Annotated in this window: 21 protein-coding genes and 1 riboswitch; of the genes, 18 read left to right on the forward strand and 3 right to left on the reverse strand. The window is 73.0% G+C overall.

Annotated elements, in window-relative coordinates; all coding sequences use genetic code 11:
* Window positions 1–76 precede the first annotated feature (76 nt).
* From qcrC to ACZ6S8_RS06400, 5 genes are all read left to right on the forward strand, one after another.
* Window positions 77–886: a cytochrome bc1 complex diheme cytochrome c subunit gene (gene qcrC / locus ACZ6S8_RS06380; protein WP_383922182.1), complete on the forward strand. Its 810-nt coding sequence runs from the start codon at window positions 77–79 to the stop codon at window positions 884–886.
* A complete protein-coding gene (gene qcrA, locus ACZ6S8_RS06385) occupies window positions 883–1,941 on the forward strand; it encodes a cytochrome bc1 complex Rieske iron-sulfur subunit (protein ID WP_469453029.1) in 1,059 nt (352 codons plus the stop codon). The genes qcrC and qcrA overlap by 4 nt, the downstream gene beginning before the upstream one ends.
* Window positions 1,938–3,569: a cytochrome bc1 complex cytochrome b subunit gene (qcrB, locus tag ACZ6S8_RS06390; RefSeq protein WP_469453031.1), complete on the forward strand. Its 1,632-nt coding sequence runs from the start codon at window positions 1,938–1,940 to the stop codon at window positions 3,567–3,569. Before qcrA ends, qcrB begins: the two co-directional genes overlap by 4 nt.
* A 162-nt stretch (window positions 3,570–3,731) precedes the next feature.
* Window positions 3,732–4,796: an anthranilate phosphoribosyltransferase gene (gene trpD, locus ACZ6S8_RS06395; protein ID WP_469453033.1), complete on the forward strand. Its 1,065-nt coding sequence runs from the start codon at window positions 3,732–3,734 to the stop codon at window positions 4,794–4,796.
* A 104-nt stretch (window positions 4,797–4,900) separates the two neighbouring features.
* Window positions 4,901–5,017: riboswitch (SAM riboswitch) on the forward strand.
* Between the two features lie 216 nt (window positions 5,018–5,233).
* Entirely contained in the window at window positions 5,234–6,622 is a 1,389-nt protein-coding gene (locus ACZ6S8_RS06400) for an aminotransferase class V-fold PLP-dependent enzyme (protein ID WP_469453034.1), read from the forward strand.
* Window positions 6,623–7,029: 407 nt separating this feature from the next.
* On the opposite strand, the gene ACZ6S8_RS06405 is transcribed toward ACZ6S8_RS06400, so the two are convergent.
* Together ACZ6S8_RS06405 and ACZ6S8_RS06410 are read right to left on the reverse strand one after the other, a co-directional pair.
* Entirely contained in the window at window positions 7,030–7,311 is a 282-nt protein-coding gene (locus ACZ6S8_RS06405; RefSeq protein ID WP_267720853.1) for an Lrp/AsnC family transcriptional regulator, read from the reverse strand.
* Window positions 7,308–8,042 carry a rhomboid family intramembrane serine protease gene (locus ACZ6S8_RS06410; RefSeq protein WP_469453036.1) on the reverse strand — a complete coding sequence of 245 codons (735 nt, stop codon included), beginning with the start codon at window positions 8,040–8,042 and terminating at the stop codon, window positions 7,308–7,310. The genes ACZ6S8_RS06405 and ACZ6S8_RS06410 overlap by 4 nt, the downstream gene beginning before the upstream one ends.
* A 124-nt stretch (window positions 8,043–8,166) precedes the next feature.
* Here ACZ6S8_RS06410 and ACZ6S8_RS06415 point away from each other — a divergent pair, with 124 nt between their 5' ends.
* From ACZ6S8_RS06415 to ACZ6S8_RS06445, 7 genes are all read left to right on the forward strand, one after another.
* Window positions 8,167–8,406, forward strand: coding sequence for a hypothetical protein (locus ACZ6S8_RS06415; RefSeq protein ID WP_398666711.1), 240 nt, complete (start codon window positions 8,167–8,169; stop codon window positions 8,404–8,406).
* A gap of 40 nt (window positions 8,407–8,446) precedes the next feature.
* Window positions 8,447–9,811: an NYN domain-containing protein gene (locus ACZ6S8_RS06420; RefSeq protein WP_469453567.1), complete on the forward strand. Its 1,365-nt coding sequence runs from the start codon at window positions 8,447–8,449 to the stop codon at window positions 9,809–9,811.
* Between the two features lie 252 nt (window positions 9,812–10,063).
* On the forward strand, window positions 10,064–11,089 hold the full coding sequence (locus tag ACZ6S8_RS06425; protein WP_469453039.1) for a C40 family peptidase: 1,026 nt from the start codon (window positions 10,064–10,066) through the stop codon (window positions 11,087–11,089).
* 238 nt (window positions 11,090–11,327) lie between these two features.
* Complete coding sequence (locus ACZ6S8_RS06430) at window positions 11,328–12,380, forward strand: C40 family peptidase (RefSeq protein WP_469453041.1); 1,053 nt, start codon at window positions 11,328–11,330, stop codon at window positions 12,378–12,380.
* Window positions 12,381–12,431: 51 nt separating this feature from the next.
* Window positions 12,432–13,580 carry a hypothetical protein gene (locus tag ACZ6S8_RS06435; protein ID WP_469453043.1) on the forward strand — a complete coding sequence of 383 codons (1,149 nt, stop codon included), beginning with the start codon at window positions 12,432–12,434 and terminating at the stop codon, window positions 13,578–13,580.
* Window positions 13,581–13,591: 11 nt separating this feature from the next.
* A complete protein-coding gene (locus ACZ6S8_RS06440) occupies window positions 13,592–14,734 on the forward strand; it encodes a glycosyltransferase family 4 protein (protein ID WP_469453045.1) in 1,143 nt (380 codons plus the stop codon).
* A gap of 267 nt (window positions 14,735–15,001) precedes the next feature.
* Window positions 15,002–16,618, forward strand: coding sequence for a GMC oxidoreductase (locus tag ACZ6S8_RS06445; RefSeq protein WP_469453047.1), 1,617 nt, complete (start codon window positions 15,002–15,004; stop codon window positions 16,616–16,618).
* A 169-nt stretch (window positions 16,619–16,787) separates the two neighbouring features.
* Here the strand turns inward: ACZ6S8_RS06445 and ACZ6S8_RS06450 are convergent, their stop codons facing one another.
* Window positions 16,788–18,584, reverse strand: coding sequence for an AMP-dependent synthetase/ligase (locus ACZ6S8_RS06450; protein WP_469453049.1), 1,797 nt, complete (start codon window positions 18,582–18,584; stop codon window positions 16,788–16,790).
* 228 nt (window positions 18,585–18,812) lie between these two features.
* On the opposite strand from ACZ6S8_RS06450, the gene ACZ6S8_RS06455 reads away from it, so the two are divergent.
* The 6 genes from ACZ6S8_RS06455 to ACZ6S8_RS06480 all read left to right on the forward strand — a co-directional run bounded on the left by ACZ6S8_RS06455 (window position 18,813) and on the right by ACZ6S8_RS06480 (window position 23,968).
* Window positions 18,813–19,598: a metallophosphoesterase family protein gene (locus ACZ6S8_RS06455; RefSeq protein WP_469453051.1), complete on the forward strand. Its 786-nt coding sequence runs from the start codon at window positions 18,813–18,815 to the stop codon at window positions 19,596–19,598.
* 155 nt (window positions 19,599–19,753) lie between these two features.
* Complete coding sequence (locus ACZ6S8_RS06460; RefSeq protein ID WP_469453053.1) at window positions 19,754–20,194, forward strand: SRPBCC family protein; 441 nt, start codon at window positions 19,754–19,756, stop codon at window positions 20,192–20,194.
* 186 nt (window positions 20,195–20,380) lie between these two features.
* Window positions 20,381–21,595, forward strand: a complete 1,215-nt coding sequence (locus ACZ6S8_RS06465) for an ArsA family ATPase (protein WP_469453055.1) — start codon at window positions 20,381–20,383, stop codon at window positions 21,593–21,595.
* A 75-nt stretch (window positions 21,596–21,670) separates the two neighbouring features.
* Complete coding sequence (locus tag ACZ6S8_RS06470; RefSeq protein WP_469453057.1) at window positions 21,671–22,126, forward strand: DUF5304 domain-containing protein; 456 nt, start codon at window positions 21,671–21,673, stop codon at window positions 22,124–22,126.
* 61 nt (window positions 22,127–22,187) lie between these two features.
* Complete coding sequence (locus ACZ6S8_RS06475; protein WP_469453059.1) at window positions 22,188–23,129, forward strand: ROK family glucokinase; 942 nt, start codon at window positions 22,188–22,190, stop codon at window positions 23,127–23,129.
* A 71-nt stretch (window positions 23,130–23,200) separates the two neighbouring features.
* A complete protein-coding gene (locus tag ACZ6S8_RS06480; protein WP_469453061.1) occupies window positions 23,201–23,968 on the forward strand; it encodes an endonuclease/exonuclease/phosphatase family protein in 768 nt (255 codons plus the stop codon).
* The last annotated feature ends 157 nt before the right edge of the window (window positions 23,969–24,125 follow it).

Below are 24,125 nucleotides of genomic sequence, written 5' to 3' on the forward strand. Positions count from 1 at the left end.
CGAGTACGTCGCCGGGCCCGACCCGGCACTCCATCCAGACACACCGACGCAGAAGATCCTGACACCGGGGTAATCCGTGAAAAAGCTCTCCGCACGACGACGCCATCCGCTGGCGGCGGTTGTCGTTCTACTCTTCGCGCTGGCGGCCACCGGGGGGCTGTACGCCGCCTTCGCCCCCGCGGGCAAGGCGCAGGCCGATGAAACCGCCCAGTCCCTCGCCATCGAGGAGGGCAAGAAGCTCTACGCCGTCGGCTGCGCAAGCTGCCACGGAACCGGCGGTCAGGGTTCCTCTGACGGCCCGAGCCTGGTCGGCGTCGGCTCCGCGGCCGTCGACTTCCAGGTGAGCACGGGCCGCATGCCCGCGCAGCAGCCCGGCGCCCAGGTGCCGAAGAAGCCGGCGATCTACTCCCAGGAGCAGATCGACCAGCTGGCCGCGTACATCGCGTCCCTCGGTGCCGGCCCGATCACGCCGACCGGCAAGCAGTACGACCCGGCGGGCGCCGACATCGCCAACGGTGGTGTGCTCTTCCGCAACAACTGCGCGCAGTGCCACAACTTCACCGGCGAGGGCGGCGCGCTGACGAACGGCAAGTACGCCCCGAACCTCGAGGACGTCTCGCCGAAGCACATCTACGAGGCCATGCTCACCGGCCCGCAGAACATGCCCTCCTTCCCGGACAGCACCATGCCGGAGAAGCAGAAGAAGGACATCATCGCGTACCTCCAGAACGTGAACGGCGATAAGTCGACGAACCCCGGTGGGCTCAAGCTCGGTGGCCTCGGCCCCGTCTCCGAGGGACTGTTCGGCTGGATCTTCGGTCTGGGTGCGCTGATCGCTGTCGCCGTCTGGGTCGCGGCCCACACCGCTAAGGCCAAGAAGTCATGAGTAGCCAAGAGATTCCCGAAGAGAAGCACCTGCCGAGCGAGCAGGGCGACGCGCACCACGGTGGCGTCGCGGTCGCGGACGACCCGTTCGCCGACCCGGGCCTTCCGGTCCACAAGCCCCGCATCCAGGACATCGACGAGCGGGCGGCGAGGCGCTCCGAGCGCACCGTCGCGTTCCTGTTCACGCTCTCGATGCTGGCCACGATCGGCTTCATCGCGTCCTACGTGATCTTCCCGGTAGACAAGATCGTCTACATCTTCCCCATCGGGAAGGTGAGCGCGCTCAACTTCTCGCTGGGCATGACGCTGGGCACGGCGCTCTTCTGCATCGGCGCGGGCGCGGTCCACTGGGCCCGCACCCTGATGTCCGACGTCGAGGTCGCCGCCGAGCGCCACGAGATCGCGGCTCCGCCGGAGGTCAAGGCGCAGGTCCTGCAGGACTTCGCCGACGGCGCCCGCGAGTCCGGCATCGGCCGCCGTCCGCTGATCCGCAACACGATGCTCGGTGCGCTGGCCATGCTGCCGCTCTCCGCCGTCGTGATCATGCGCGACCTGGGGCCCCTGCCCGAGGACAAGCTGCGCAAGACCATGTGGGCCAAGGGCAAGCTGCTGATCAACGACAACACGGACGAGCCGCTGCGCCCCGAGGACGTCCTCGTCGGTTCGCTGACGTTCGCCCGGCCGGAAGGCCTGGACGAGCACCAGCACGACTTCCAGACGCAGATCGCCAAGGCCGCCCTGATGATCGTCCGCATCCAGCCGGACGACATCAAGGACAAGCAGGAGCTGGAGTGGTCCCACGACGGGATCGTGGCCTACTCCAAGATCTGCACCCACGTCGGCTGCCCGATCAGCCTGTACGAGCAGCAGACGCACCACGTGCTCTGCCCGTGCCACCAGTCCACCTTCGACCTCTCCGACGGCGCCCGAGTCATCTTCGGCCCGGCCGGTCACGCGCTTCCGCAGCTGCGGATCGGCGTGAATGACGAAGGCTTCCTCGAAGCGCTCGGCGACTTCGAAGAGCCCGTCGGTCCTGCCTTCTGGGAGCGCGGATGAGCACTGCCACTGACACAAAGCCGGCGCGCAAGGCCCCGGCCGGCGAGCGCGTAGCCGACTGGGCGGACGGCCGCCTGGGCATCTACGGCCTCGCCAAGGCCAACATGCGCAAGATCTTCCCGGACCACTGGTCCTTCATGCTGGGTGAGATCTGCCTCTACAGCTTCATCATCATCATCCTCACGGGTGTGTACCTGACGCTGTTCTTCCACCCGAGCATGAACGAAGTCGAGTACCACGGCTCGTACGTGCCGATGCAGGGCGTCCTGATGTCCGAGGCCTTCGCCTCGACGCTGGACATCAGCTTCGACGTCCGCGGTGGCCTGCTGATCCGCCAGATCCACCACTGGGCCGCGCTGATCTTCGTCGCGGCGATGCTCGTGCACATGATGCGCGTGTTCTTCACCGGCGCGTTCCGCAAGCCGCGCGAGGTCAACTGGGTCTTCGGCTTCCTGCTGCTGGTCCTCGGCATGTTCACCGGCTTCACCGGATACTCGCTGCCGGACGACCTGCTCTCGGGTACCGGTGTCCGCTTCATGCAGGGCGCCATCCTGTCCGTCCCGGTCGTCGGCACGTACCTGTCGATGTTCCTGTTCGGCGGGGAGTTCCCGGGCGGCGACTTCGTCGCGCGCTTCTACTCGGTGCACATCCTGCTGCTGCCCGGCATCATGATGGGCCTGCTCGTGGCCCACCTGATCCTGGTCTTCTACCACAAGCACACCCAGTTCGCGGGTCCCGGCAAGACGAACAAGAACGTCGTCGGCATGCCGCTGCTGCCCGTCTACATGGCGAAGGCCGGAGGCTTCTTCTTCCTGGTCTTCGGCGTGATCGCGGCCATCGCCGGCATCGCGTCGATCAACCCGATCTGGGCGCTCGGCCCGTACCGCCCGGACCACGTGTCCACCGGTGCGCAGCCGGACTGGTACATGGGCTTCTCCGAGGGCCTGATCCGTGCCATGCCCGGCTGGGAGATCAACCTGTGGGGCCACACGCTCGTCCTGGGCGTCTTCATCCCGCTGGTGATCTTCCCGATGGTGCTGGCCACGATCGCGGTGTACCCGTTCATCGAGTCCTGGGTCACCAAGGACAAGCGCGAGCACCACATCCTGGACCGCCCGCGCAACGTCCCGACCCGCACGGCCTTCGGTGTCGCCTGGCTCACGTGGTACGTGATCCTGCTGATCGCCGGTGGAAACGACATGTTCGCGCAGTACTTCCACCTGTCGATCAACTCGATCACCTGGTTCGCGCGGATCGGCTTCTTCGTCGGCCCGGTCATCGCCTTCGTGATCACCAAGCGCATCTGCCTCGGCCTCCAGCGCCGGGACCGCGACAAGGTGCTGCACGGTCGCGAGACCGGCATCATCAAGCGGCTCCCGCACGGTGAGTTCGTCGAGATCCACGAGCCGCTCTCGCAGGGTCAGCTGCACAAGCTGACCTCGCACACGCAGTACAAGCCGGCCGAGATCGGCCCGACGGTCGACGAGAACGGTGTCGAGCGCAAGGTGGGTGCCCTGGAGAAGATGCGCGTCAAGCTCAGCAAGGGGTACTACGCCGAGGACAACCAGATTCCGAAGCCCACGGTGGAGGAGTACAAGGAGATCCAGAGCGGCCACGGCCACCACTGATCCCCCGTACCACGTTGTGAGGGACTGATTTCGGTCAGTCCTGGTGTCGCCACGGTGAGAGCCCCGTCCATTGTCCGGACGGGGCTCTTTGCCGTAACCGGGGCTGGATAGGCTGGAGCCCTTCCGATCGACGTGGAATCCCACCAGCAGCAGGAGCGGACCATGAACGTGGTGACCCCGGCAGGCGGCGACAGCGCGGCGGCCCGTGGCTGGCCGGGCGTTCTCGACGCCCTGCTGACCGGCCAGGACCTGCGCGCCGACGACACCGCCTGGGCCATGGACCGGATCATGCGCGGCGAGGCCACCGACGCCCAGATCGCCGGCTTCGCGGTCGCGCTGCGGGCGAAGGGCGAGACGGTCGCCGAGATCACCGGCCTCGTCCGGACCATGTACGAGCACGCCAACCTGATCGAGGTGCCGGGCCGGACGGTCGACATCGTCGGCACCGGCGGCGACGGCGCCAAGACGGTGAACATCTCGACGATGTCGGCGATCGTGGTGGCCGGAACGGGCGCCAAGGTGGTCAAGCACGGGAACCGGGCCGCGTCCTCCGCGAGCGGCTCCTCGGACGTCCTGGAGAAGCTCGGCGTCAACCTCGACCTCACCCCGGCCCGGGTGGCGGAGGTCGCGGAGGAGGCGGGCATCACCTTCTGCTTCGCGGTGAAGTTCCACCCGGCGCTGCGGCACGTGGCGGCCGCCCGCAAGGAGCTCGGCATCCGCACCACCTTCAACTTCCTCGGCCCGCTGACCAACCCGGCGAAGGTACGGGCCCAGGCCACCGGCGTGGCCGACGCCCGGATGGCCCCGATCGTCGCCGGCGTCCTCGCGGAACGCGGTTCGTCCGCCCTGGTGTTCCGCGGCGACGACGGCCTCGACGAGCTGACCACGACCGCGACCTCGCGCGTCTGGTGGGTCCGGGACGGGAAGGTCGCCGAGCAGGCGTTCGACCCGCGCGACGTGGGCATCGGCCTGGTGGACGTGTCCGCGCTGCGCGGCGAGGACGCCTCGTACAACGCGGACGTCGCCCGCCGCCTGCTGGCCGGCGAGCCGGGCCCGGTGCGCGACGCGGTCCTGCTGAACGCGGCGGCCGCCCTGGTGGCGCTCGACCCGGGCACGGGCACGCTGGAGGAGCAGATCCGGGCCGGCATCGCCCGTGCGGCGGAGGGCATCGACTCGGGCGCGGCGCGGACGGCCCTGGAGCGCTGGGTGGCGGCGAGCAACGCGTAGCGGCCACGGCCGCCCCGTCCGGCTGATGGTTTCGAGCCAAGACCCCGGTCCAGCATGCGGACCGGGGCTTGCGCGCGGGGGATCATGTGGCAGGATGCTGACCAGGTCACGAGTGACAGCGTTTAGGCCCCGGCTTGCTGTCCGGCAACCCTCCTTCCGTGGCGGGGTGCCCCGGGTGATGACCAGGCCGTAGGCAGCGAGGTCTACGGCAAGCGCGGATCCCTCGACACCAGGGGTCCTGGTCTCTCGAGGAGCGTTTTCCGTGAGCAAGCGAATGCGATAGGGCGAATCCGCCCCTTCTTCACCCCTCGGAACAGGGTCACCTCCGCGTACCCGCTCCGCTCCGAGGACCTTCCCGCACCCCGGACGGCCGCAGAGCCGTACCCGCGTACGGGCACACCGAAGCCATTCACCCCTGCCTGCCGGGAGATACCGCCATGTCCGCATCCCTGAACGCCGCCGCCACCACCGCCGCCGCCGTTGCCGTCGACTCCGCCTGTGCCGAGCCGCTGCAGGTCCTCGGCCGGGACGTCACCGTCCCGCTCGTCACCGGCGGCGAGGTCACCTACGCGGCCCTCGACTACGCGGCCAGCGCCCCCGCCCTCCAGCGGGTCTGGGACGACGTGGCGGCGTACGCCCCCTACTACGGCAGCGTGCACCGCGGAGCCGGCTACCTCTCCCAGCTCTCCACCGACCTGTTCGAGCAGAGCCGGGTCACCGTCGCCGAGTTCCTCGACTGCCGTCCCTCCGACCAGGTGATCTTCACCCGGTCCACCACCGACTCGCTGAACCTGCTGGCCGCCGCGCTCCCGGCCGACTGCCAGGTCTTCGTCTTCGAGACCGAGCACCACGCCTCGCTGCTCCCGTGGACCGACGCCCGCGTCACCTACCTCAACGCCCCCCGCACCCCCGGCGAGGCCGTCGCCACCCTGGAGCGGGCGCTCGCCGGCCGTGACCCCTACGGTCCGGCCCTGGTCTGCGTCACCGGCGCCTCCAACGTTACCGGCGAGCTGTGGCCGGTCAAGGAGCTCGCCGCCGCCGCGCACGCCCACGGCGCGCGGATCGTCCTGGACGCCGCCCAACTGGCCCCGCACCACCCCGTGTCCGTCCAGGAGCTGGACGTGGACTGGGTCGCCTTCTCCGGGCACAAGCTGTACGCGCCCTTCGGCTCGGGCGTGCTCGCCGGCCGCGCGGACTGGCTGCAGGAGGCGGACCCGTACCTCGCCGGCGGCGGCGCCTCCCGCAAGGTGGCCCGCCGCGAGGACGGCGGCGTGGACGTCGAGTGGCACACCACCGCCGCCCGCCACGAGGCCGGTTCCCCGAACGTCATCGGCGTCTACTCCATCGCCTCCGCCTGCAAGGCCCTGACGGAGGCCGGCTTCGACAGCCTGGTCGCCCGCGAGCGCCACCTCATCGCCCGCGTCCGCGAGGGCCTGGCCGAGGTGCCCGCGGTGCGCGTCCTGTCCCTCTTCGGCGACGACGCCCCGCGCGTCGGCGTCATCTCCTTCGTGGTGGACGGCTGGAACAGCTCGCACTTCGCCGCCGCGCTGTCGGCCGAGTACGGGATCGGCGTGCGCGACGGCCTGTTCTGCGCCCACCCGCTGGTCCGCACCCTGCTGGGCAGCGAGCCGCAGGAGCCGGGCGAGTGCGGTGCGCCGGAGGCCGCGCCGGGGGAGCGTTCGCTGAACGCCATCCGCGTCAGCTTCGGCGCCGGCACCCCCGACGAGCACGTCGAGCGCTTCGTGCGGGCGGTGCGGGAACTGGTCGCGGACGGCGCCAAGTGGCAGTACCGCACGGAAGAGGGCCGCTGCGTCCCGGCGGTCTGACGGGGCGACCCGGTCGCGGCGGCCGCCGACCGGCGGCCGGTGGCGCCCGGCGGGGGCGGCGGGGCGGGGCCCCTCCGGAGGGTCTCCTCGGCTCGCGCACGGAGGCAGTGCTGCGTTCGCGCGGCGTGGTTGCGCGCTCGTCCTGCGGGGACCCTCCGGAGCGTCCCCGCCCCACCGCCGCACCGGGCGGCGGGCCCGGTGGGGGAGCGGGGGCCCGGCGGGGCGTCCCCGCAGGACGAGCGCGCAACCGGCCCGCGCGAACGAAGCGGTACCCCGGTGCGCGAGCCGAGGAGATGCCCCGGCGGGACCCCGCGGACGGCCCGTTCGGTTCGGCCCCGTCAGGGAAGGCCACCTTCAGCGCCACCGGGACCGCAGAGGCATCGCCCCCGGTAGCCGCGCCGGAGGCGTTACGCGTCCAGGCCGATGGCGAAGGCCGCTTCCAGGTCGTGCTGGGAGTACGTGCGGAACGCGACGTGCGTGTCCGTGCCCTCGACGCCGGGGATCTTGCTGATGCGGCCCGGGATGATGTCCGCCAGGTTCTCGTGGCGGGCCACGCGGACCAGCGCGATCAGGTCGTACGTACCGGTGACGGAGTAGACCTCGCTGACGCTGTCCAGCGCGGCGATGGACTCGGCGATCTCGGGGATGCGGTCCACGCTGGTCTTGATGAGCACGATCGCGGTGATCACGGCTGGCTGTCTCCCTCGGTGGCCGTCGCTGGTCGCCTCACTCTAGTCGTACCCCGGTAGCGGACCCACGCGTAGAGGAAGCCGAGCGAGAAGCCCACCAGATGGGCCAGATAGGCGACCCCCGGGCCGCTGCCCGCACGCTGCGCCGCCACCCACTGGAGGGCGAACCAGAACAGCAGCACGATCCACGCGGGGAAGCGCAGCGGCAGGAAGAACAGGAACGGGAACAGGCTCGTCACCCTGGCCCGCGGGAGCAGGTACAGGAAGGCCCCCAGGACCGCGGAGATGGCGCCGGACGCGCCGACGAGCGTCTGGGAGGACTCCGCGTTCGCCGCCGCGTACGCCGCGAGGGCCACGTACCCCGTACAGACGTAGAAGGCGAGGAAGGCGGGTCGGCCCATCCGCTCCTCCGCCATCGCGCCGAAGACGTAGAGGAAGAGCATGTTCCCCAGCAGGTGCAGCCAGCTGCCGTGGACGAACAGGGCCGTCAGCGGGGTCAGCCAGGCGCGGGGCGTGTTCGTGAAGAGCTCGTCCGGGACCACGCCCCAGCGCTGGAAGTAGTCCGTCCCGGCCGCCAGCAGCCCGTCCCCCGTCCCGTAGGAGGGGTTCAGCCCGGAGGCCGGGCTCAGTACGAACACCACACCGCAGCCCGCGATCAGCGCGTGGGTGACCACCGGTCCCCGGGCAGCCTCGCGCAGGGTCCGCCACCTTACGATCATGTGACAGAGCATGACGCAAGGAGCCCCACCTGAGGCGGTGGCAGGCCGTAGGGTTACGAGCTGCGGTCCGGCGGCCCGCGCAGACGGCCGCGCGGACCGCTTTAATTGAAACAGCTACGAAGGAGAGAGCGGCCTGATGACGGTTCCCCTGCCGACCGACACCACCCGGTGGCGCTGCACCCTGTGCGGCAACCTCACGCGGTTCGACGTCACCCGCTCGTCGAAGGTCGTGGAGTACGTCCACCTGGACCTCGCCGGGGCGCCCAAGGTCGAGGAGCGGGAGGTGGTCAATGAGACCATCGAGTCGGTCCGCTGCCGCTGGTGCAACGCGGTGGACCAGATCGAGCTCGTGGACAGGCCGGGCGCGGACTCCTGAGGGAGCCCCGCCCACAGGTAGATCACGGTAGGGGTGACGGATTGTGGAGCCAGCAAGCGGCGCTGAGCCGGCCGACGCGGCCGGCGACGCCGCCGAGGTGCTCGACCGCCCGCTGCCGGAAGGCGTGCGGCGCCGGGTCGTCGCGCTCGTCTCGGACGCCTTCGGCGCACTGACGGTCGCGGACCTCCCGGCGCAGCTGCGCCAGTACGCCCGCTTCACCCCGACCCGGCGCGCCAAGTTCGCGGGCAACGCGATGGCGGCGGCGGTCGAGACCGACGGCGTGTTCCGCGGCAGGGTCGCCGAGAAGCTGCGCGAGGCCCAGGCGGACCTGGCCGGCGCGCTGGAGTCCGGCGCGCCGCCCGCCGCCGCCGATCCGCTGGACGTGGCGGCGGCCGCGTACGTCCTGCGGCCGGCCGGCTGGGTCAAGCTGGTGGCCGCCGCGGGCGAGGAGGCGCAGCGAGCCGACGCCGAGCGGGCCGACGAGGAGACCCGGCGCGAACTGGACCGGCTCCGCGAGGAGCTGTCCCACGTACGGGAGCTGCAGCGCTCCGGCGGCGAGCAGGTGCGCACCGAGCTGGAGACCTCGCGCAAGGAGGCGGAATCGCTGCACCGCAAGCTGCGCAGCGCCCTGAGCGACGTCAAGCGCGGCGAGGCCGCCCTGCGCAAGGTGAACGCGGAGGTCGACGGGATCCGCGGCGAGGCGGCCACCCGGGTGGCCGCCGCCGAGAGCGAGTCCCGGCGGCTCAAGTCCCGGCTGGCGGAGGTGGAGGCGGCGCTGGAGACCTCGCGCCGGGCCACCCGCGAGGGGCGCAGCATCGAGGACATGCGGCTGCGGCTGCTGCTGGACACCGTGCTGGACGCGGCGGCCGGGCTGCGCCGCGAGCTGGCGCTGCCGCCGGTCAGCACCCGCCCGGCGGACACCGTGGACGCGGTGGAGCCGGGCCGGATGACGCCGAAGGACATCGCGGCCCGCGCGCTGTCGGAGACCGATCCGGCGCTGCTGGACCAGCTGTTGGCGCTGCCCCAGGCGCACTTGGTGGTCGACGGCTACAACGTGACCAAGACGGGCTACCCGACGATGCCCCTGGAGAAGCAGCGGCTGCGGCTGCTGGGCGGGCTGTCGATGCTCGCCGCGCAGACCGGCGCGGAGATGACCTGCGTGTTCGACGGGGCGGAACTGGCGGCCCCGGTGCTGCTCGCGCCGCCGCGCGGGGTGCGGGTGCTGTTCTCCAAGGCCGGGGTGACGGCGGACGAGCTGATCCGCCAGCTGGTGCGGGCGGAGCCGACGGGCCGGCCGGTCGTGGTGGTCTCCACGGACCGGGAGGTCGCCGACGGGGTGGCCAAGGCCGGGGCGCGGCCCGTAACGTCCGCCTTGTTGCTGAAGCGGCTTTCGCGTGTTTCGTAACCCCTGCGGGGAATGCCGGAATTGACGGTCCGCCGGGGGAACGTACCGTCAAGTCCCCGGCACACAGCGTGCGCTGTAGGTAAAGAAGCTGGTCGGGGACCAAGTTTTTTCCCTGCGGGATTTGAACTGATCACAGCGAGGTCACTAAGGTCTGTTCAAACCTTCGTGCGGTAGGTCACTCATTCGGGGTGACGGCGGAGGCGCTGCCGAGTTGCGTTCTTCGGCGGCTCGAGGAAGAAGGAGCTCGCCTTCGTGGCGTCCCACCGTCGACCCAAGCAGCCGACCCGCGCTCGTGTGACCGTACTGACCGCCACGGCCGCCGCCGCCGTCGCCCTCTCCGCCCAGGGCGCCTCGGCCGCCCCGGCGAAGCCGGGCAAGGACGAGGTCAAGTCCCAGGTCGACGCGCTCTACGAAGAGGCGGAGCAGGCCACCGAGAAGTTCAACGGGGCCAAGGAGCGCCAGGAGAAGCTCGAAAAGGAGATCGGGCAGCTCCAGGACCAGGTCGCGCGCGGCCAGGGCGACCTCAACGAGCTGCGCAGCACGCTCGGTTCGATGGCCAGCGCCCAGTACCGCGGCGGCGGCATCGACCCCTCCCTCGCGCTCTTCCTCTCCGCCGACCCGGACAGCTACCTGGACAAGGCGGCCTCCCTCGACCACCTGAGCGGCAAGCAGGTCGAAGCCGTCCAGAAGATCCAGGCCAAGCAGCGCAGCCTCGCGCAGCAGCGCCAGGAGGCCTCCGGCAAGCTGGCCGACCTCGACGCCACCCGCAAGGAGCTCGGCGAGAAGAAGAAGGTCTCGACGGACAAGCTCGCCGAGGCGCAGGCCCTCCTCAACACGCTGACCGCGCAGGAGCGCACGCAGCTCAAGGAGGAGGAGTCCCGGGCCAGCCGCAGCGCCGGCGAGCGCGTGGACCTCGGCGACGTGAAGGCCTCCGGCCGGGCCGGGGCCGCCCTCGCCGCCGCGAAGACCAAGCTGGGCACCGCGTACGTCATGGGCGCCACCGGCCCCAGCGCGTACGACTGCTCCGGGTTGACGCAGTGGGCCTACAAGCAGGCCGGCGTCAGCATCACCCGCACCACGTACACGCAGGCCAACGACGGGCAGCGCGTCAGCCGCAGTCAGCTGCAGCCCGGTGACCTGGTCTTCTTCTACGGGGACCTGCACCACGTGGGCCTCTACGCGGGCAACAACATGACGCTGCACGCCTCCAACCCGCGCGGCGGCATCAAGTACGAGTCGATGGACAACATGCCGTTCCAGTTCGGCGTCCGCATCTGATCCTCCCGGCCGGGGGACGCGCCGCGGACCGCCCATCCGGGCGAATTACCGCGTCCCGCCCCGACCGCACGCCCCGCCGGTGACCTGCGTCTCCTGCGGGGCGTCGCTCTGTGCGCCCTCCGGGGGTCGTTGGCCGGTGCGTGGTCGCGCCGCTACTGTCTGCCAGCGCGGAACCCGGCACACGGCCGTCCACGGGGGGCGGACCCGGGCCCCGCTCAGCGGAAGGGAGCGGTTTCACGTGGCGTCCCATCGCCGGCCCGGCCCCAGCGGCTTCACCGGCCTCGAACGGAACACGAAGGTCACCGTCCTGACCGCCGCCGCGGCGACGGCCGCGGTCGCCCTGACCGGAGCCCCCGCCGGCGCGGCCCCGGGCCTCCCGCACGAACCGTCGGCCGGCAGCCGCGCCCAGGTCGACCGGCTCTTCGAGGAGGCCGAGCAGGCCACCGAGCGCTTCAACGAGGCCGGGGAGAAGGCCGACCGGCTGCGTTCCGAGGTCAGCCGGGCCCAGGATGCGATCGCCCGCGGCCAGGACCGCATCAACACCATGCGGGGCGTCCTCGGCGCCTTCGCCGGGGCCCAGTACCGCGGCGGCTCCATCGATCCCGCCCTCGGGCTGATGCTCTCCGAGGACCCCGACGACTACCTCGCCCGGGCCGCCGTACTGGACCGGCTGACCGGACGCCAGGCCCGGCAGCTCGACGAACTGCGCGAGGAGCAGCGGCGGCTCGGCCAGGAACGCGGGGAGGCCTCGCGCAAGCTCGGCGAGCTCGAAGGGCTGCGGGCCGACGTGGCCCGGCACAAGCGGTCCGTCACGGCGAAGCTCGCGGCCGCCCGCAGACTGCTGAACGACATGCCCTCCGGGGAACGGGCCGACTTCGAGCGGGCCTCGCGCTCGGGCGGGCGCGCCGACGGGCTCCCCGAACCGTCCTCGGCCGGCCCTTCCCCGGGCCGCGCGGCGACCGCCGTGATGGCGGCCCGGGCGGCGGTCGGACGGCCGTACGTGTGGGGCTCCACCGGCCCCTCCGGCTTCGACTGCTCCGGGCTGATGGTGTGGTCCTACCGGCAGGCCGGGGTCTCCCTGCCGCGCACCTCGCAGGCCCAGCGGCACGCCGGCCGGCAGGTGCCGCTGTCGCAGGCGCAGCCGGGCGACCTCGTGACGTACCGCTCGGACGCCAGCCACGTCGGCATGTACGTGGGCAACGGCCAGGTGGTGCACGCCCCGTATCCCGGGGCCCGCGTGCGCTACGACCCGGTCGGCATGATGCCGGTGTCCTCGGTGACCCGCCCCTGACCGACCCCGGGCGGTCCGCGGGCGCGGGCGGGCCGTGCGTACGATCGGCCGGTGTCCCCGGGTCCCCGCGCCGTCCGCGCCCTGCCGCTCCTGCTGTGCCTCCTGCTGTGCCTGCCGTCGGCGGGCTGCGGCGGGCGGCCCCCGGCCGGCGGCGCCGAGCGGGACGTCCGGCGGGCCGTGGCCGACTGGTCGCGGGTGCCGCCGGAGCGGCTGGCCGGGATCCCGCTGGAGGACTGGGCGTACGAGGTCCGCTCGGTGCGCCGCGACGGTGCCCGGGCCGTGGTGCGGGCGGAGCTGCGCTACCGGATCGCCGGTTACGACCCGGCTCCGGACGGCTCGGCCCGGGAACTCGAACTCGCCGGGGACGGCGGGACGTGGCGGGTGCTGGCCGACCGGCCCGCCCCCGGCGCTCCGCGGCAGCTGTGGGACCAGGGGGCGGTGACGGTGGTCCGGGGCGCGCACGCCCTGGTCCTGGGCGGCGCCGGGCAGGACGCGGACGTCCTGCGGGGCATCGCCGCCGAGGCCGACCGGGCCGTGCCCGCGGCGAGCGCGGCCTGGCCCCGGCCGTGGGCGGGCCGGGTGGTGGTGCTGGTCCCGGGCTCGCTGGAGCGGATGGCGGAACTGCTGGGCCGGCCGGCCGACGCGTACCGGGGGCTCGGCGCCGTCACCACCGGGCGGGTGGACGGGGGACCGGCCCCCGCCGACCGGGTGGTGGTCAACCCGGAGGGGTACGCGGAGCTGAGCGCGGCCGGCCGGCGGATCGTGCTGACCCACGAGGTCACGCACGTCGCCACCCGGGCGGCGACCTCGGCCACGACCCCGCTGTGGCTGTCGGAGGGCTTCGCGGACTGGGCGGCGTACCGGGGCGCGGACACCGCCCCCGAGCAGGGCGCTCCGGCGCTGGCCCGGGAGGTGCGCCGGGGCGGGCCTCCGGGGGAGCTCCCGCCGGACGGGGCCTTCGCCTTCGGCGGGGAACCGGAGGCGGTGGCCCGGGCGTACGAGGGTGCCTGGCTGGCCTGCCGCCTGATCGCCCGGCGCTGGGGCGACGCGGCGCTGGTCGCCCTGTACGGGCGCGCGGGGCGCGAACCGCTGGGGACGGCCCTGCGGGAGGTGCTCGGAACGGATCCAGAAGGGCTGCTGAAGGCCTGGCGGGAGGCCCTGGACAGCGAGTTCCGCCGGCCCCCGGGGAGGGTCCGGTAGGGTCGCTGCCGATGCACAAGACGCTGATCGTGACCAACGACTTCCCGCCGCGACCGGGCGGCATCCAGGCCTTCCTGCACAACATGGCGCTGCGGCTGGATCCCGACCGCGTCGTCGTCTACGCCTCGACCTGGAAGCACGGCGCCGAGGGGCGGGAGGCGACGGCCGCCTTCGACGCCGAGCAGCCGTTCCAGGTGGTCCGGGACCGGACGACGATGCTGCTGCCGACCCCGCGCGTGACGCGCCGGGCCGTGGGCCTGCTGCGCGAACACGGCTGCGAGTCCGTGTGGTTCGGGGCGGCGGCGCCGCTCGGGCTGATGGGCCCGGCACTGCGCCGGGCGGGCGCGCGGCGGCTCGTCGCGACCACCCACGGGCACGAGGCGGGCTGGGCGCAGCTGCCGGCGGCGCGGCAGTTGCTGCGGCGGATCGGCGAGGGCACGGACACGCTGACCTACCTGGGGGAGTACACGCGCTCGCGGATCGCCTCCGCGGTGACGGACCGCGCGGCGTCCCGGATGGTGCAACTCCCGCCGGGGGTCGACGAGAAGACCTTCCACCCCGGCTCGGGCGGCGCGGCCGTCCGGGCGCGGCTGGGGCTCACCGAGCGGCCGGTGGTGGTGTGCGTGTCCCGGCTGGTGCCGCGCAAGGGGCAGGACACGCTGATCGGGGCGATGCCGCGGATCCTCGCGGCGGTGCCGGACGCGGTGCTGCTGATCGTGGGCGGCGGACCGTACGAGGCCGACCTGCGGAAGCTGGCCGTCTCCACCGGCGTCGCGGACTCGGTGGTCTTCACCGGAGCCGTCCCCTGGTCGGAACTCCCGGCCCACTACGGGGCGGGGGACGTCTTCGCGATGCCGTGCCGCACCCGGCGGGGCGGGCTGGACGTGGAGGGGCTCGGCATCGTCTACCTGGAGGCCTCGGCGACGGGCCTGCCGGTGGTCGCGGGCGACTCCGGCGGGGCCCCGGACGCGGTGCTGGACGGCGAGACCGGCTGGGTGGTCCGCGGCGGCTGCGCCGAGGACGCGGCCGACCGGATCACGGCCCTGCTGCTGGATCCGGAGCTGCGGAGCCGGATGGGCGCGGCGGGCCGGGCGTGGGTCGAGGAGAAGTGGCGCTGGGACCTGCTGGCGCAGCGGTTGCGGGAGCTGCTGTAGCCGTTGCGCTGCCGTGGCGCTGCCGCTGGGCTGGGCTGGGCGGGCGTCGGCCGGGCGGGCGGTCGGGCGCGTCCGCGGCGCCGCTGCGGGGGCTTTGCCCCCGGACCCCCGCGCCTCAAACGCCGGCGGGGCTGGATGCGTCCCCGGGGCTGGAGTTGCCCGCGGGTCGGGGGTGGTGTTGCGGGCCGGAGACACGGCTGACTGTCTCTCGGATGGGTGGCGGCGCCGCGTATGGCCGGGCGGGCGGAATCCGCTCATGATGCGGCCATGACACCCAATCTGACGCGCCGTCACGTCCTCGGGCTCGGCGCCCTCCAGACCGCCGCGGCGCTCGGCTTCACGCGGATCGGGGCCGCCTCGGCCGCCGCCGTGGAGCCGGCCGCCGTACCGTACGCGCCCGCCATCGTCGTCGGTTCCGGTTACGGGGCCGCCGTCGCCGCCCTGCGCCTGGGGCAGGCCGGCGTGCGTACCGTCGTCCTCGAAATGGGCCGCCTCTGGGATACCCCGGGGCCCGACGGGAAGGTCTTCCCCTCCACCTCCGCGCCGGACCACCGCTCGATGTGGTTCCGCACCCGCACCGAGGCCCCGCTCGCCCAGTTCCTCTGGCTCGACGTGGTCAACCGCGACATCAGCCCCTACCCCGGCGTCCTCGACCGCGTGAACCACGGCGACATGTCCGTGTACGTGGGGCGCGGGGTCGGCGGCGGGTCCCTCGTCAACGGCGGGATGGCGCCGACGCCCCGGCGCTCGTACTTCTCGCAGGTGCTGCCCCGGGTCGACGCCGACGAGATGTACGGCACCTACTTCCCCCGGGCCCGCGCGATGCTCGGCGTCAACGACATCGACCCCGCCTGGTTCGAGTCCACCGAGTGGTACCGGTTCGCCCGGACCTCGCGCCGGCACGCCCGGAACACCGGCCTGAAGACCGTGTTCGTCCCCAACGTCTACGACTTCGAGCACATGAAGCGCGAGGCGGCCGGCACGGCGCCCCGGTCCGCGCTCGCCGGCGAGGTCATCTACGGCAACAACCACGGGAAGAGGAGCCTCGACAAGACGTACCTGGCCGCCGCGCTGGGCACCGGCAACGTCACCATCGAGACCATGCAGCGCGTGGTCGCCGTACGCCCCGACCCGGCCGGCGGCCACGTCCTCACCGTCCGCACCAGCGACCTCGCCGGACGGGTCACCCAGGTCCGGGAGCTCGGCTGCCGGCAGCTGTTCCTCGGCGCCGGCAGCCTCGGCACCACGGAGATCCTGCTGCGCGCCCGCGAGACGGGGGCGCTGCCCGGGCTGAGCGCCGAGGTGGGGCGCGGCTGGGGTCCCAACGGCAACGTCATGACCGCCCGCGCCAACCACCTCTGGGACACGGTCGGAGCCCACCAGGCCACCATGCCCGCCCTGGGCATCGACGACTGGGACAACGCCGCCAACCCGGTCTTCGCCGAGATCGCCCCGCTCCCCATGGGCTTCGAGCACTGGATCTCGATGTACCTGGCCATCACCAGGAACCCCGAGCGCGGCCACTTCACCTACGACGCCGCCACCGACTCGGCCCGGCTCGCCTGGCGGCGCGAGCAGAACGCGCCCTCGGTCAACGCGGCCAAGAACCTCTTCGACCGCATCAACCGGCGCAACCTCACGGTGTACCGGCACGACCTCTTCGGCGGGAACAAGGCCTTCGCCGACACCTTCACCTACCACCCGCTGGGCGGCTGCGTCCTCGGCGAGGCCACCGACGACTACGGGCGGGCCAAGGGCGCGCAGGGGCTGTACGTCGTCGACAGCTCCCTGATCCCCGGCTCACTGGGGGTCAACCCCTTCGTGACCGTCACCGCCCTCGCGGAGCGGAACATGGCGCGGATCCTCGCCGAGGACCCGCGCTAGGCCGTGTCTTTCGGATCAGGGCGGATCAGCCCGGGGTGTCCGGTGCCGTGCATCGCAAGGCCGAGGAGGGAGTCGACGTGGTGTGTCGGCGACCGACGAGAACGCCGCGAGGCGCGGTGCCGGACACCCCGGGCCCGCCATGATCCGAAAGACACGGCCTAAGCCGCGCTCAGCCCCGGTACAGCGCCTCGATCTCGTCCGCGAAGTCCTTCGCCACCACGTTCCGCTTGAGCTTCAGCGACGGCGTGATGTGGCCCGACTCCTCCGTGAACTGGGAGGGCAGAATGCGGAATTTCCGCACCGATTCCGCCTTGGACACCGCCGCGTTGCCGTCGTCCACGGCCTGCTGGACGGCGGCGAGCAGGTCCGCGTCCTCGCGCAGCTCCGCGGCCGTCACGCCGGCCGGCTTGCCGTGCTCGGCGGCCCACCGGCCGAGGAACTCCTCGTCGATGGTGACCAGTGCGGCCACGAACGGCCGCGCGTCGCCGACCACCATGCACTCCGCGACCAGGGCGTGCGCCCGGATCCGGTCCTCGATCACCGCGGGGGCGACGTTCTTGCCGCCGGCCGTGACGATGAGCTCCTTCTTGCGGCCGGTGATCGCGAGGTAGCCGTCCTCGTCGAGGGTGCCGACGTCACCGGTGTGGAACCAGCCGTCGGTCAGCGCCTCGGCGGTCGCCGTCTCGTTCTTCCAGTAGCCGGTGAAGACGTGCTCGCCGTGCAGCAGTACCTCGCCGTCATCCGCGATGCGCACCACCGAGCCCGGCAGGGGCTGCCCGACCGTGCCGATCTTCTGCTTGTCCCACGGGTTGAAGGTGGTGGCCGCACAGGACTCGGTCAGGCCGTACCCCTCCAGCACCGTGAAGCCGATGCCGCGGAAGAAGTGGCCGAGCCGCTCGCCGAGCGGGGCCCCGCCGGAGATCGCGTACTCGCCGCGCCCGCCGAGGACCGCGTGCAGCTTGCTGTAGACGAGCTTCGAGAAGAGCTTGTGCTTGAGCTTCAGCCCGAACGACGGCCCGCGCGGGGTGTCCAGCGCCCGGCTGTACGCGATCGCCGTCTCGGCGGCCGCGTCGAAGATCTTGCCCTTGCCGTCGGCCTGGGCCTTGGCGCGCGCCGAGTTGTAGACCTTCTCGAAGACGCGCGGCACGCCGAGGATCAGCGTGGGCCGGAAGGACTGCAGCTCGTCGGTCAGGTTCTTGATGTCCGGTACGCAGCCCAGACGGATCGGCGCCAGCACGGCCGCCACCTCCACCAGGCGCCCGAAGACGTGCGCGGCCGGGAGGAAGAGCAGCACCGAGCACTCGCCGGTCTTGAAGAGCGGGCTCAGCCGCTCCACCGCGTTGCCGCACTCGGCGAAGAAGTTCCGGTGGGACAGCACGCAGCCCTTGGGGCGGCCGGTGGTGCCCGAGGTGTAGACGATGGTGGCGGGGTCGTCGGCGTTCGCGAGACCGCTGCGCTCGTCGACCTCGGCGTCGGAGACCGCGGCGCCCGCGGCCTTCAGCGCGTCCAGGTCGCCCCGCTCGATCTCCCAGACCTCGCGCAGTTCCGGCAGCCGGTCGCGCAGGGAGGCCACGGCGTCGCTGTGCCCGGGGCTCTCGACGACCGCCGCGACGGCGCCGGAGTCGCCGAGGATCCACTGGATCTGCTCGGGGGAGCTGGTCTCGTACACGGGGACGGTGACCCCGCCCGCGCTCCAGATCGCGAAGTCGATCAGCACCCACTCGTAGCGGGTGCGGGAGATCAGGGCGACCCGGTCGCCCGGGCGGATGCCGGCCGCCATCAGGCCCTTGGCCGTCGCCCGGACCTCGGCGAGGAACTCGGTCGCGGTCACGTCCTGCCACCGGCCGTCGACCTTGCGGCTCATGACGGCGGTGTCGGGATGCTGAGCGGCGTTGCGGCGGATGAGATCCGTCAGGTTCCCGTCCGACGGGACCTCGTACAGGGCCGGAAGACTGAACTCGCGCAAGACTGCTGCTCCTCTGGGCGCCATCGCCACCGTGTGGACCGACCGGACGTTACCCACCGGTAGTGGGTTCCGGATAGAGGGAACCGGCCAGATGTTCCCTGCGTCACATGACGCGCACGTGCCCTGCCGACAGTAGTCGACCCCCCTGACGACTCGGAAGTAACCGCAGGTCCGGCCCCTCCACCGGTTCCCCTACCCCGCGCCCCCGGGCGCCCCTAGGGTGGCGGCATGGGTGGCAGGAAAAGCGGCACACGGGTCCACGTCGTCAGCGACGTCCACGGCAACACCGAGGCGCTCGCCCGGGCGGGGGACGGCGCCGACGCGCTCATCTGCCTCGGTGACCTCGTGCTCTTCCTCGACTACGCCGACCATTCGCGCGGCATCTTCCCCGACCTCTTCGGCGTCGAGAGCGCCGACCGGATCGTCGCGCTGCGCACCGCCCGCCGCTTCGAGGAGGCCCGGGCGTTCGGCCGCGAGCTGTGGGCCGGGCTGGACCGCGAACGTCTGATCGAGGACGCGGTGCGCCGCCAGTACGCAGGGATGTTCGCCGCGTTCCCCACTCCCACGTACGCCACCTACGGCAATGTCGACATCCCCGGTCTGTGGCCGGAGTACGCCGAACGCCCCGGCCTCACCGTCCTCGACGGACAGCGGGCCGAGATCGGCGGCCGCGTCTTCGGCTTCGTGGGCGGCGGGCTGCCCTCGCCGATGCGGACCCCGTACGAGGTGGACGTCGAGGAGTACGCGGCCAAGGTGGAGGCGCTGGGCGAGGTGGACGTGCTGTGCTCGCACATCCCGCCCGAGGTGCCGGAGCTCTGCTACGACACCGTCGCGCGGCGCTTCGAGCGGGGCAGCGAGGCCCTGCTCGCCGCCATCCGCCGCACCCGCCCCCGGTACGCGCTCTTCGGGCACGTGCACCAGCCCCTGGCCCGGCGGATGCGGATCGGGGGCACGGAGTGCGTGAACGTCGGCCACTTCGCGGCGACCGGGCGGCCCTGGGCCCTGGAGTGGTGAGCGCGGTCCCGGCGGCGGCGGGCGGCCCGGTGACCGCAGCGGAGGGTGGCCGGTACGGGAGGTGCTGGAGTGGCGGCGCCCGCACGCGCGGTAGCCTTCGAGCGGCGGCCCGAGGCCGCACACTTCCTCGAACACTCCCCGGAGGAGCGACCGCGATGGCGGAACACACCAGCTCAAGCATCACGATCGAGGCCTCGCCGGCCGCCGTGATGGCCGTGATCGCCGACTTCGCCCGCTACCCCGAGTGGACCGGCGAGGTGAAGGAGGCCGAGGTGCTGGCCACCGACGCCCAGGGCCGCGCCGAGAAGGTCCGGCTGCTGCTCGACGCCGGCGCGATCAAGGACGACCACACCCTGGCCTACACCTGGAAGGGCGCGGACGAAGTCAGCTGGACCCTCGACAAGTCGCAGATGCTGCGCCAGCTCGACGGCTCCTACCGGCTGGCCCCGGTGGACGGCGGGACGCGCACCGAGGTCACCTACCAGCTGACCGTGGACGTCAAGATCCCGATGCTGGGCATGATCAAGCGGAAGGCCGAGAAGGTCATCATCGACCGCGCGCTGGCGGGGCTGAAGAAGCGGGTCGAGTCCACCTGACCCCCTGCGGGGACGCGCCGCCGGGGGGACCGCCCCCGCGCCCGGGGCTCCGCCCCGGGCCCGTGCCCTGTGCGGCGGGGGTCCCGGCCCCGGGGCTCCGCCCCAGACCCCGCGCCTCACACGCCGGCGGGGCTGGATGTGGCCGGCGCTTGAGGCGCGAAGACCACGAACCGGAGTAGCCGCACCATGCGCACCCTGCTGATCACCGGCCCCGGCGGGGCCGGGCGGACCACCGTGGCCGCGGCCACCGCCCTCGCCGCCGCCCGGCAGGGGCAGCGGGTGCTGCTGCTGTCCGGAGACCCCGGCGACCCGGTGGCCGCCCTGGTCGGCGGCCCGGCGGGACCGTCCGCCGAGGTCGTGCCCGGACTGCGGGCGGTCCCCGTGGCCGCCGGGTTCCGCGTGGCCCGGGTGGACTCCGGCGAGGAGTTCCGCGACGAACTCTTCGCCCTCCAGGAACGCGGCTCCGCCCTCCTCGGCATGGTCGGCGCCCGCCCCCTCGGGGCCGAGGAGCTCACCGAACTGCCCGGCGCCGAGCAGTTCGCCCTGCTCCGCGCCCTGCGACGGGCCGCCGCCGCTCCCGGTACCGACCTGGTCGTCGTCGACATGCCGCCGCTGCACCAGACCGTGGCCACCCTCGCCCTCCCCGCCCAGCTGCGCCGCTACCTCGCCCGGCTGCTCCCCGCCGAGCGGCAGGCCGCCCGCGCCCTGCGCCCCGTACTGGCCCAGCTGGCCGGCGTGCCCATGCCCGCCCAGTGGCTCTACGAGGCCGCCGCCCGCTGGGACGAGGAGCTGGCCGCCGTCCAGGCCGTCGTCGAGGCCGGCACCACCTCCGTCCGCCTGGTCGCCGAGCCGGGTCCGGCCGCCGGCGCCGCCCTGCGCACCGGAGCCCTCGGGCTCGCCCTGCACCAGCTGGGCACCGACGACCTCGTCGCCAACCGGCTCGCCCCGGCGGACTCCGCCGACCCCTGGGCGGCGTCCGTCGCGGCCCAGCAGCAGGCGTACCTGCGCGAGCGGGACCCGGCCGTCCCGCTCCGGGGGCTGCCCCACCTGGGCCGCGACCCGCAGGGCCCGGACGACCTGGCGGAACTCTGCGCCCTCGCCGCCGGCGGGGGCCTCGCCCCGGGGCGGCCGGGCCGTGAGCACCGCGCCTGGCCCGTGGAGGACCGGCTCGCCGAGGACGGCGTGCTCGTCTGGGCCGTACGGCTGCCCCACGCCCGCAAGGACGACCTCGACCTGATCCGCCGCGGCGACGAGCTGCTGCTCACCGTGGGCCCGTACCGCAGGATCGTCCCGCTGCCGTCCGCGCTGCGCCGCTGCACCGTCTCCGGCGCCGCCCTGGGCGAGGACGTGCTCCGCGTCCGGTTCACCCCGGATCCGGGCCAGTGGCCGCGTACGTCCTGAAAGCCGTACCGCCGTTCGGGTAACGTCGAAGGTAACCAGTACCACCGCCCCGCAGTCGCAGCAGGAGAGTCCGCCATGAGCGAGGCCACCGACCGCCCCACCGACGACGACGCCTGGGCCAAGGCCTGCGCCGAGGACCTCGCCGCCGAGAAGGAGCGCCTGCGCGGGCAGGACGGCACCCGCGCGGGGACCACCGGAACCGCCGCGGAGGAGCTGTTCAAGCTCTTCGACGCCGTCGCCGACAAGGTGTCCGGCCTGAACAACCCGCTCCTCGGCGTCGCCGCACAGGGCGCCGTGCGCCAGTTCGTCAACCAGGCCAAGAGCGCCGCCCAGCCCGTCATCGAGCGCAACCCCGAGGTCTTCGACCACCTCGCGGCCGCCGGCTCCGAGCTGCTCGCCGCATACCGCTCCGCCGTCGGGGACCACGAGGCACGCTGGACGCGCGACGAGCCCCCGGCGCCGCGCCGCGAGTCCGACCCGCGCGACGAAGGCCCCGACGCGGGGCCGACCGAGCGGATCGATCTCGACTGAACCTCCGCCACCCTCGGGTACGGTTGCCCGTGGCGGGGTTTGACCGGAAACCGAGGGACTAATGGGACTCACCATCGGCGTCGACATCGGCGGCACGAAGATCGCGGCGGGCGTGGTCGACGAAGAGGGCACCATCCTTGAGACGTACAAGGTGCCCACCCCGCCGACCGCGGACGCGGTGACGGACGCGATCTGCGCCGCCGTCTCCGAGGTCAGCAGCAGTCACACCATCGACGCCGTCGGCATCGGCGCCGCGGGCTACGTGGACGACAAGCGGGCGACGGTGCTCTTCGCGCCGAACATCAACTGGCGCCACGAGCCCCTCAAGGACAAGGTCGAGCAGCGCATCGGCCTGCCCGTCGTCGTCGAGAACGACGCGAACTGCGCGGCCTGGGGCGAGTACCGCTTCGGCGCCGGCCAGGGCCACGAGGACGTCATCTGCATCACCCTGGGCACCGGCCTGGGCGGCGGCATCATCATCGGCAACAAGCTGCGCCGCGGCCGCTTCGGCGTCGCCGCCGAGTTCGGGCACATCCGGGTCGTCCCCGACGGCCTGCTGTGCGGCTGCGGCAGCCAGGGCTGCTGGGAGCAGTACGCCTCCGGGCGCGCGCTCGTCCGGTACGCCAGGCAGCGCGCCAACGCCACCCCCGAGAACGCGCAGTTCCTGCTCTCCCTCGGCGACGGCACCCCCGAGGGCATCGAGGGCAAGCACATCAGTCAGGCCGCCCGGCAGGGCGACCTGGTGGCCGTCGACTCCTTCCGCGAACTGGCCCGCTGGGCCGGCGCGGGCCTGGCCGACCTGGCCTCGCTGTTCGACCCGTCGGCCTTCATCGTCGGCGGCGGCGTCTCGGACGAGGGCGACCTCGTCCTCGACCCGATCCGCAAGTCGTTCAAGCGCTGGCTCATCGGCGGCGCGTGGCGTCCGCACGCGCAGGTGCTCGCCGCCCAGCTGGGCGGAAAGGCCGGACTCGTCGGCGCCGCCGACCTGGCGCGCCAGGGCTGAGCCCCTCCTTGTGACGTGACTGCCCGCCGCGCCCCCTGGGGGAGCGGCGGGCAGCTGCGTATCTTGCGGGCATGGACCTGCTGCCCGCGCTGCCCAAGTCTCTTACGGAGCCCGACGGTTCTGCCGTGATCCGGGTACTCGGCTACAACATCCGCTCGCTGCGCGACGACGAGGAGGCGCTGGCCCGGGTCATCCGGGCGTGCGCGCCGGACCTGGTGTTCGTCCAGGAGGCGCCCCGGTTCTTCCGGTGGCGCAAGCACGCGGCCCGGCTGGCCGCGAAGTGCGACCTGGTGGTGCTGGGCGGCGGAGCGACGGCGGCCGGGCCGCTGCTGCTGTGCTCGCTGCGGGCCTTCGTGGAGCGTACGGAGGACGTACTGCTGCCGCTGACCCCCGGCCTGCACCGCAGGGGCTTCGCCACGGCCGTCGTCCGGTTCGGGGCGGCGCGGGTCGGGCTGGTCTCCGCGCACCTGTCGCTGGACCGGGCCGAGCGGGTGGACCAGGCGGGACTGCTGCTGGACCGGCTCGCGGCGATGGACGTGCCGTACGGGATCGCCGCCGGCGACGTGAACGAGACTCCCGACGGACCGGCCTTCGGCCGCCTGGCCGCGGGCCTGCGGGACTGCCGGACGGTCGCGCCGTGGGGCGGGGAGCACACCTTTCCGGCGCGGGGCGCGGAGCGGCGCATCGACGCGGTCTTCGTGACGGGGGGCGTGGAGGTGCTGGCCTGCGGGGTTCCGGCGGGGCTGGCGGGGGTGGAGGCCGCGGATCTGGCCGCCGCGACCGATCACCTGCCGGTGCTGGCGGTGCTGCGGCTGCCCGCGGCGCCGCCGTCGCCGTAGCGGGGCGGGGGCGTCCGGGTGCGGTGCCGGGGGCTGGTGCGGGGGCCGCTGCCGGGGCTCCGCCCCGGACCCCGCGCCTCACACGCCGGCGGGGCTGGATGGTGCCCCCCTGCGAGCCTGAACCCTGAGGCGGTGGGCTGGGATCGGCCCCGCGCCG

The organism is Streptomyces sp. NPDC048461 (assembly GCF_055587105.1).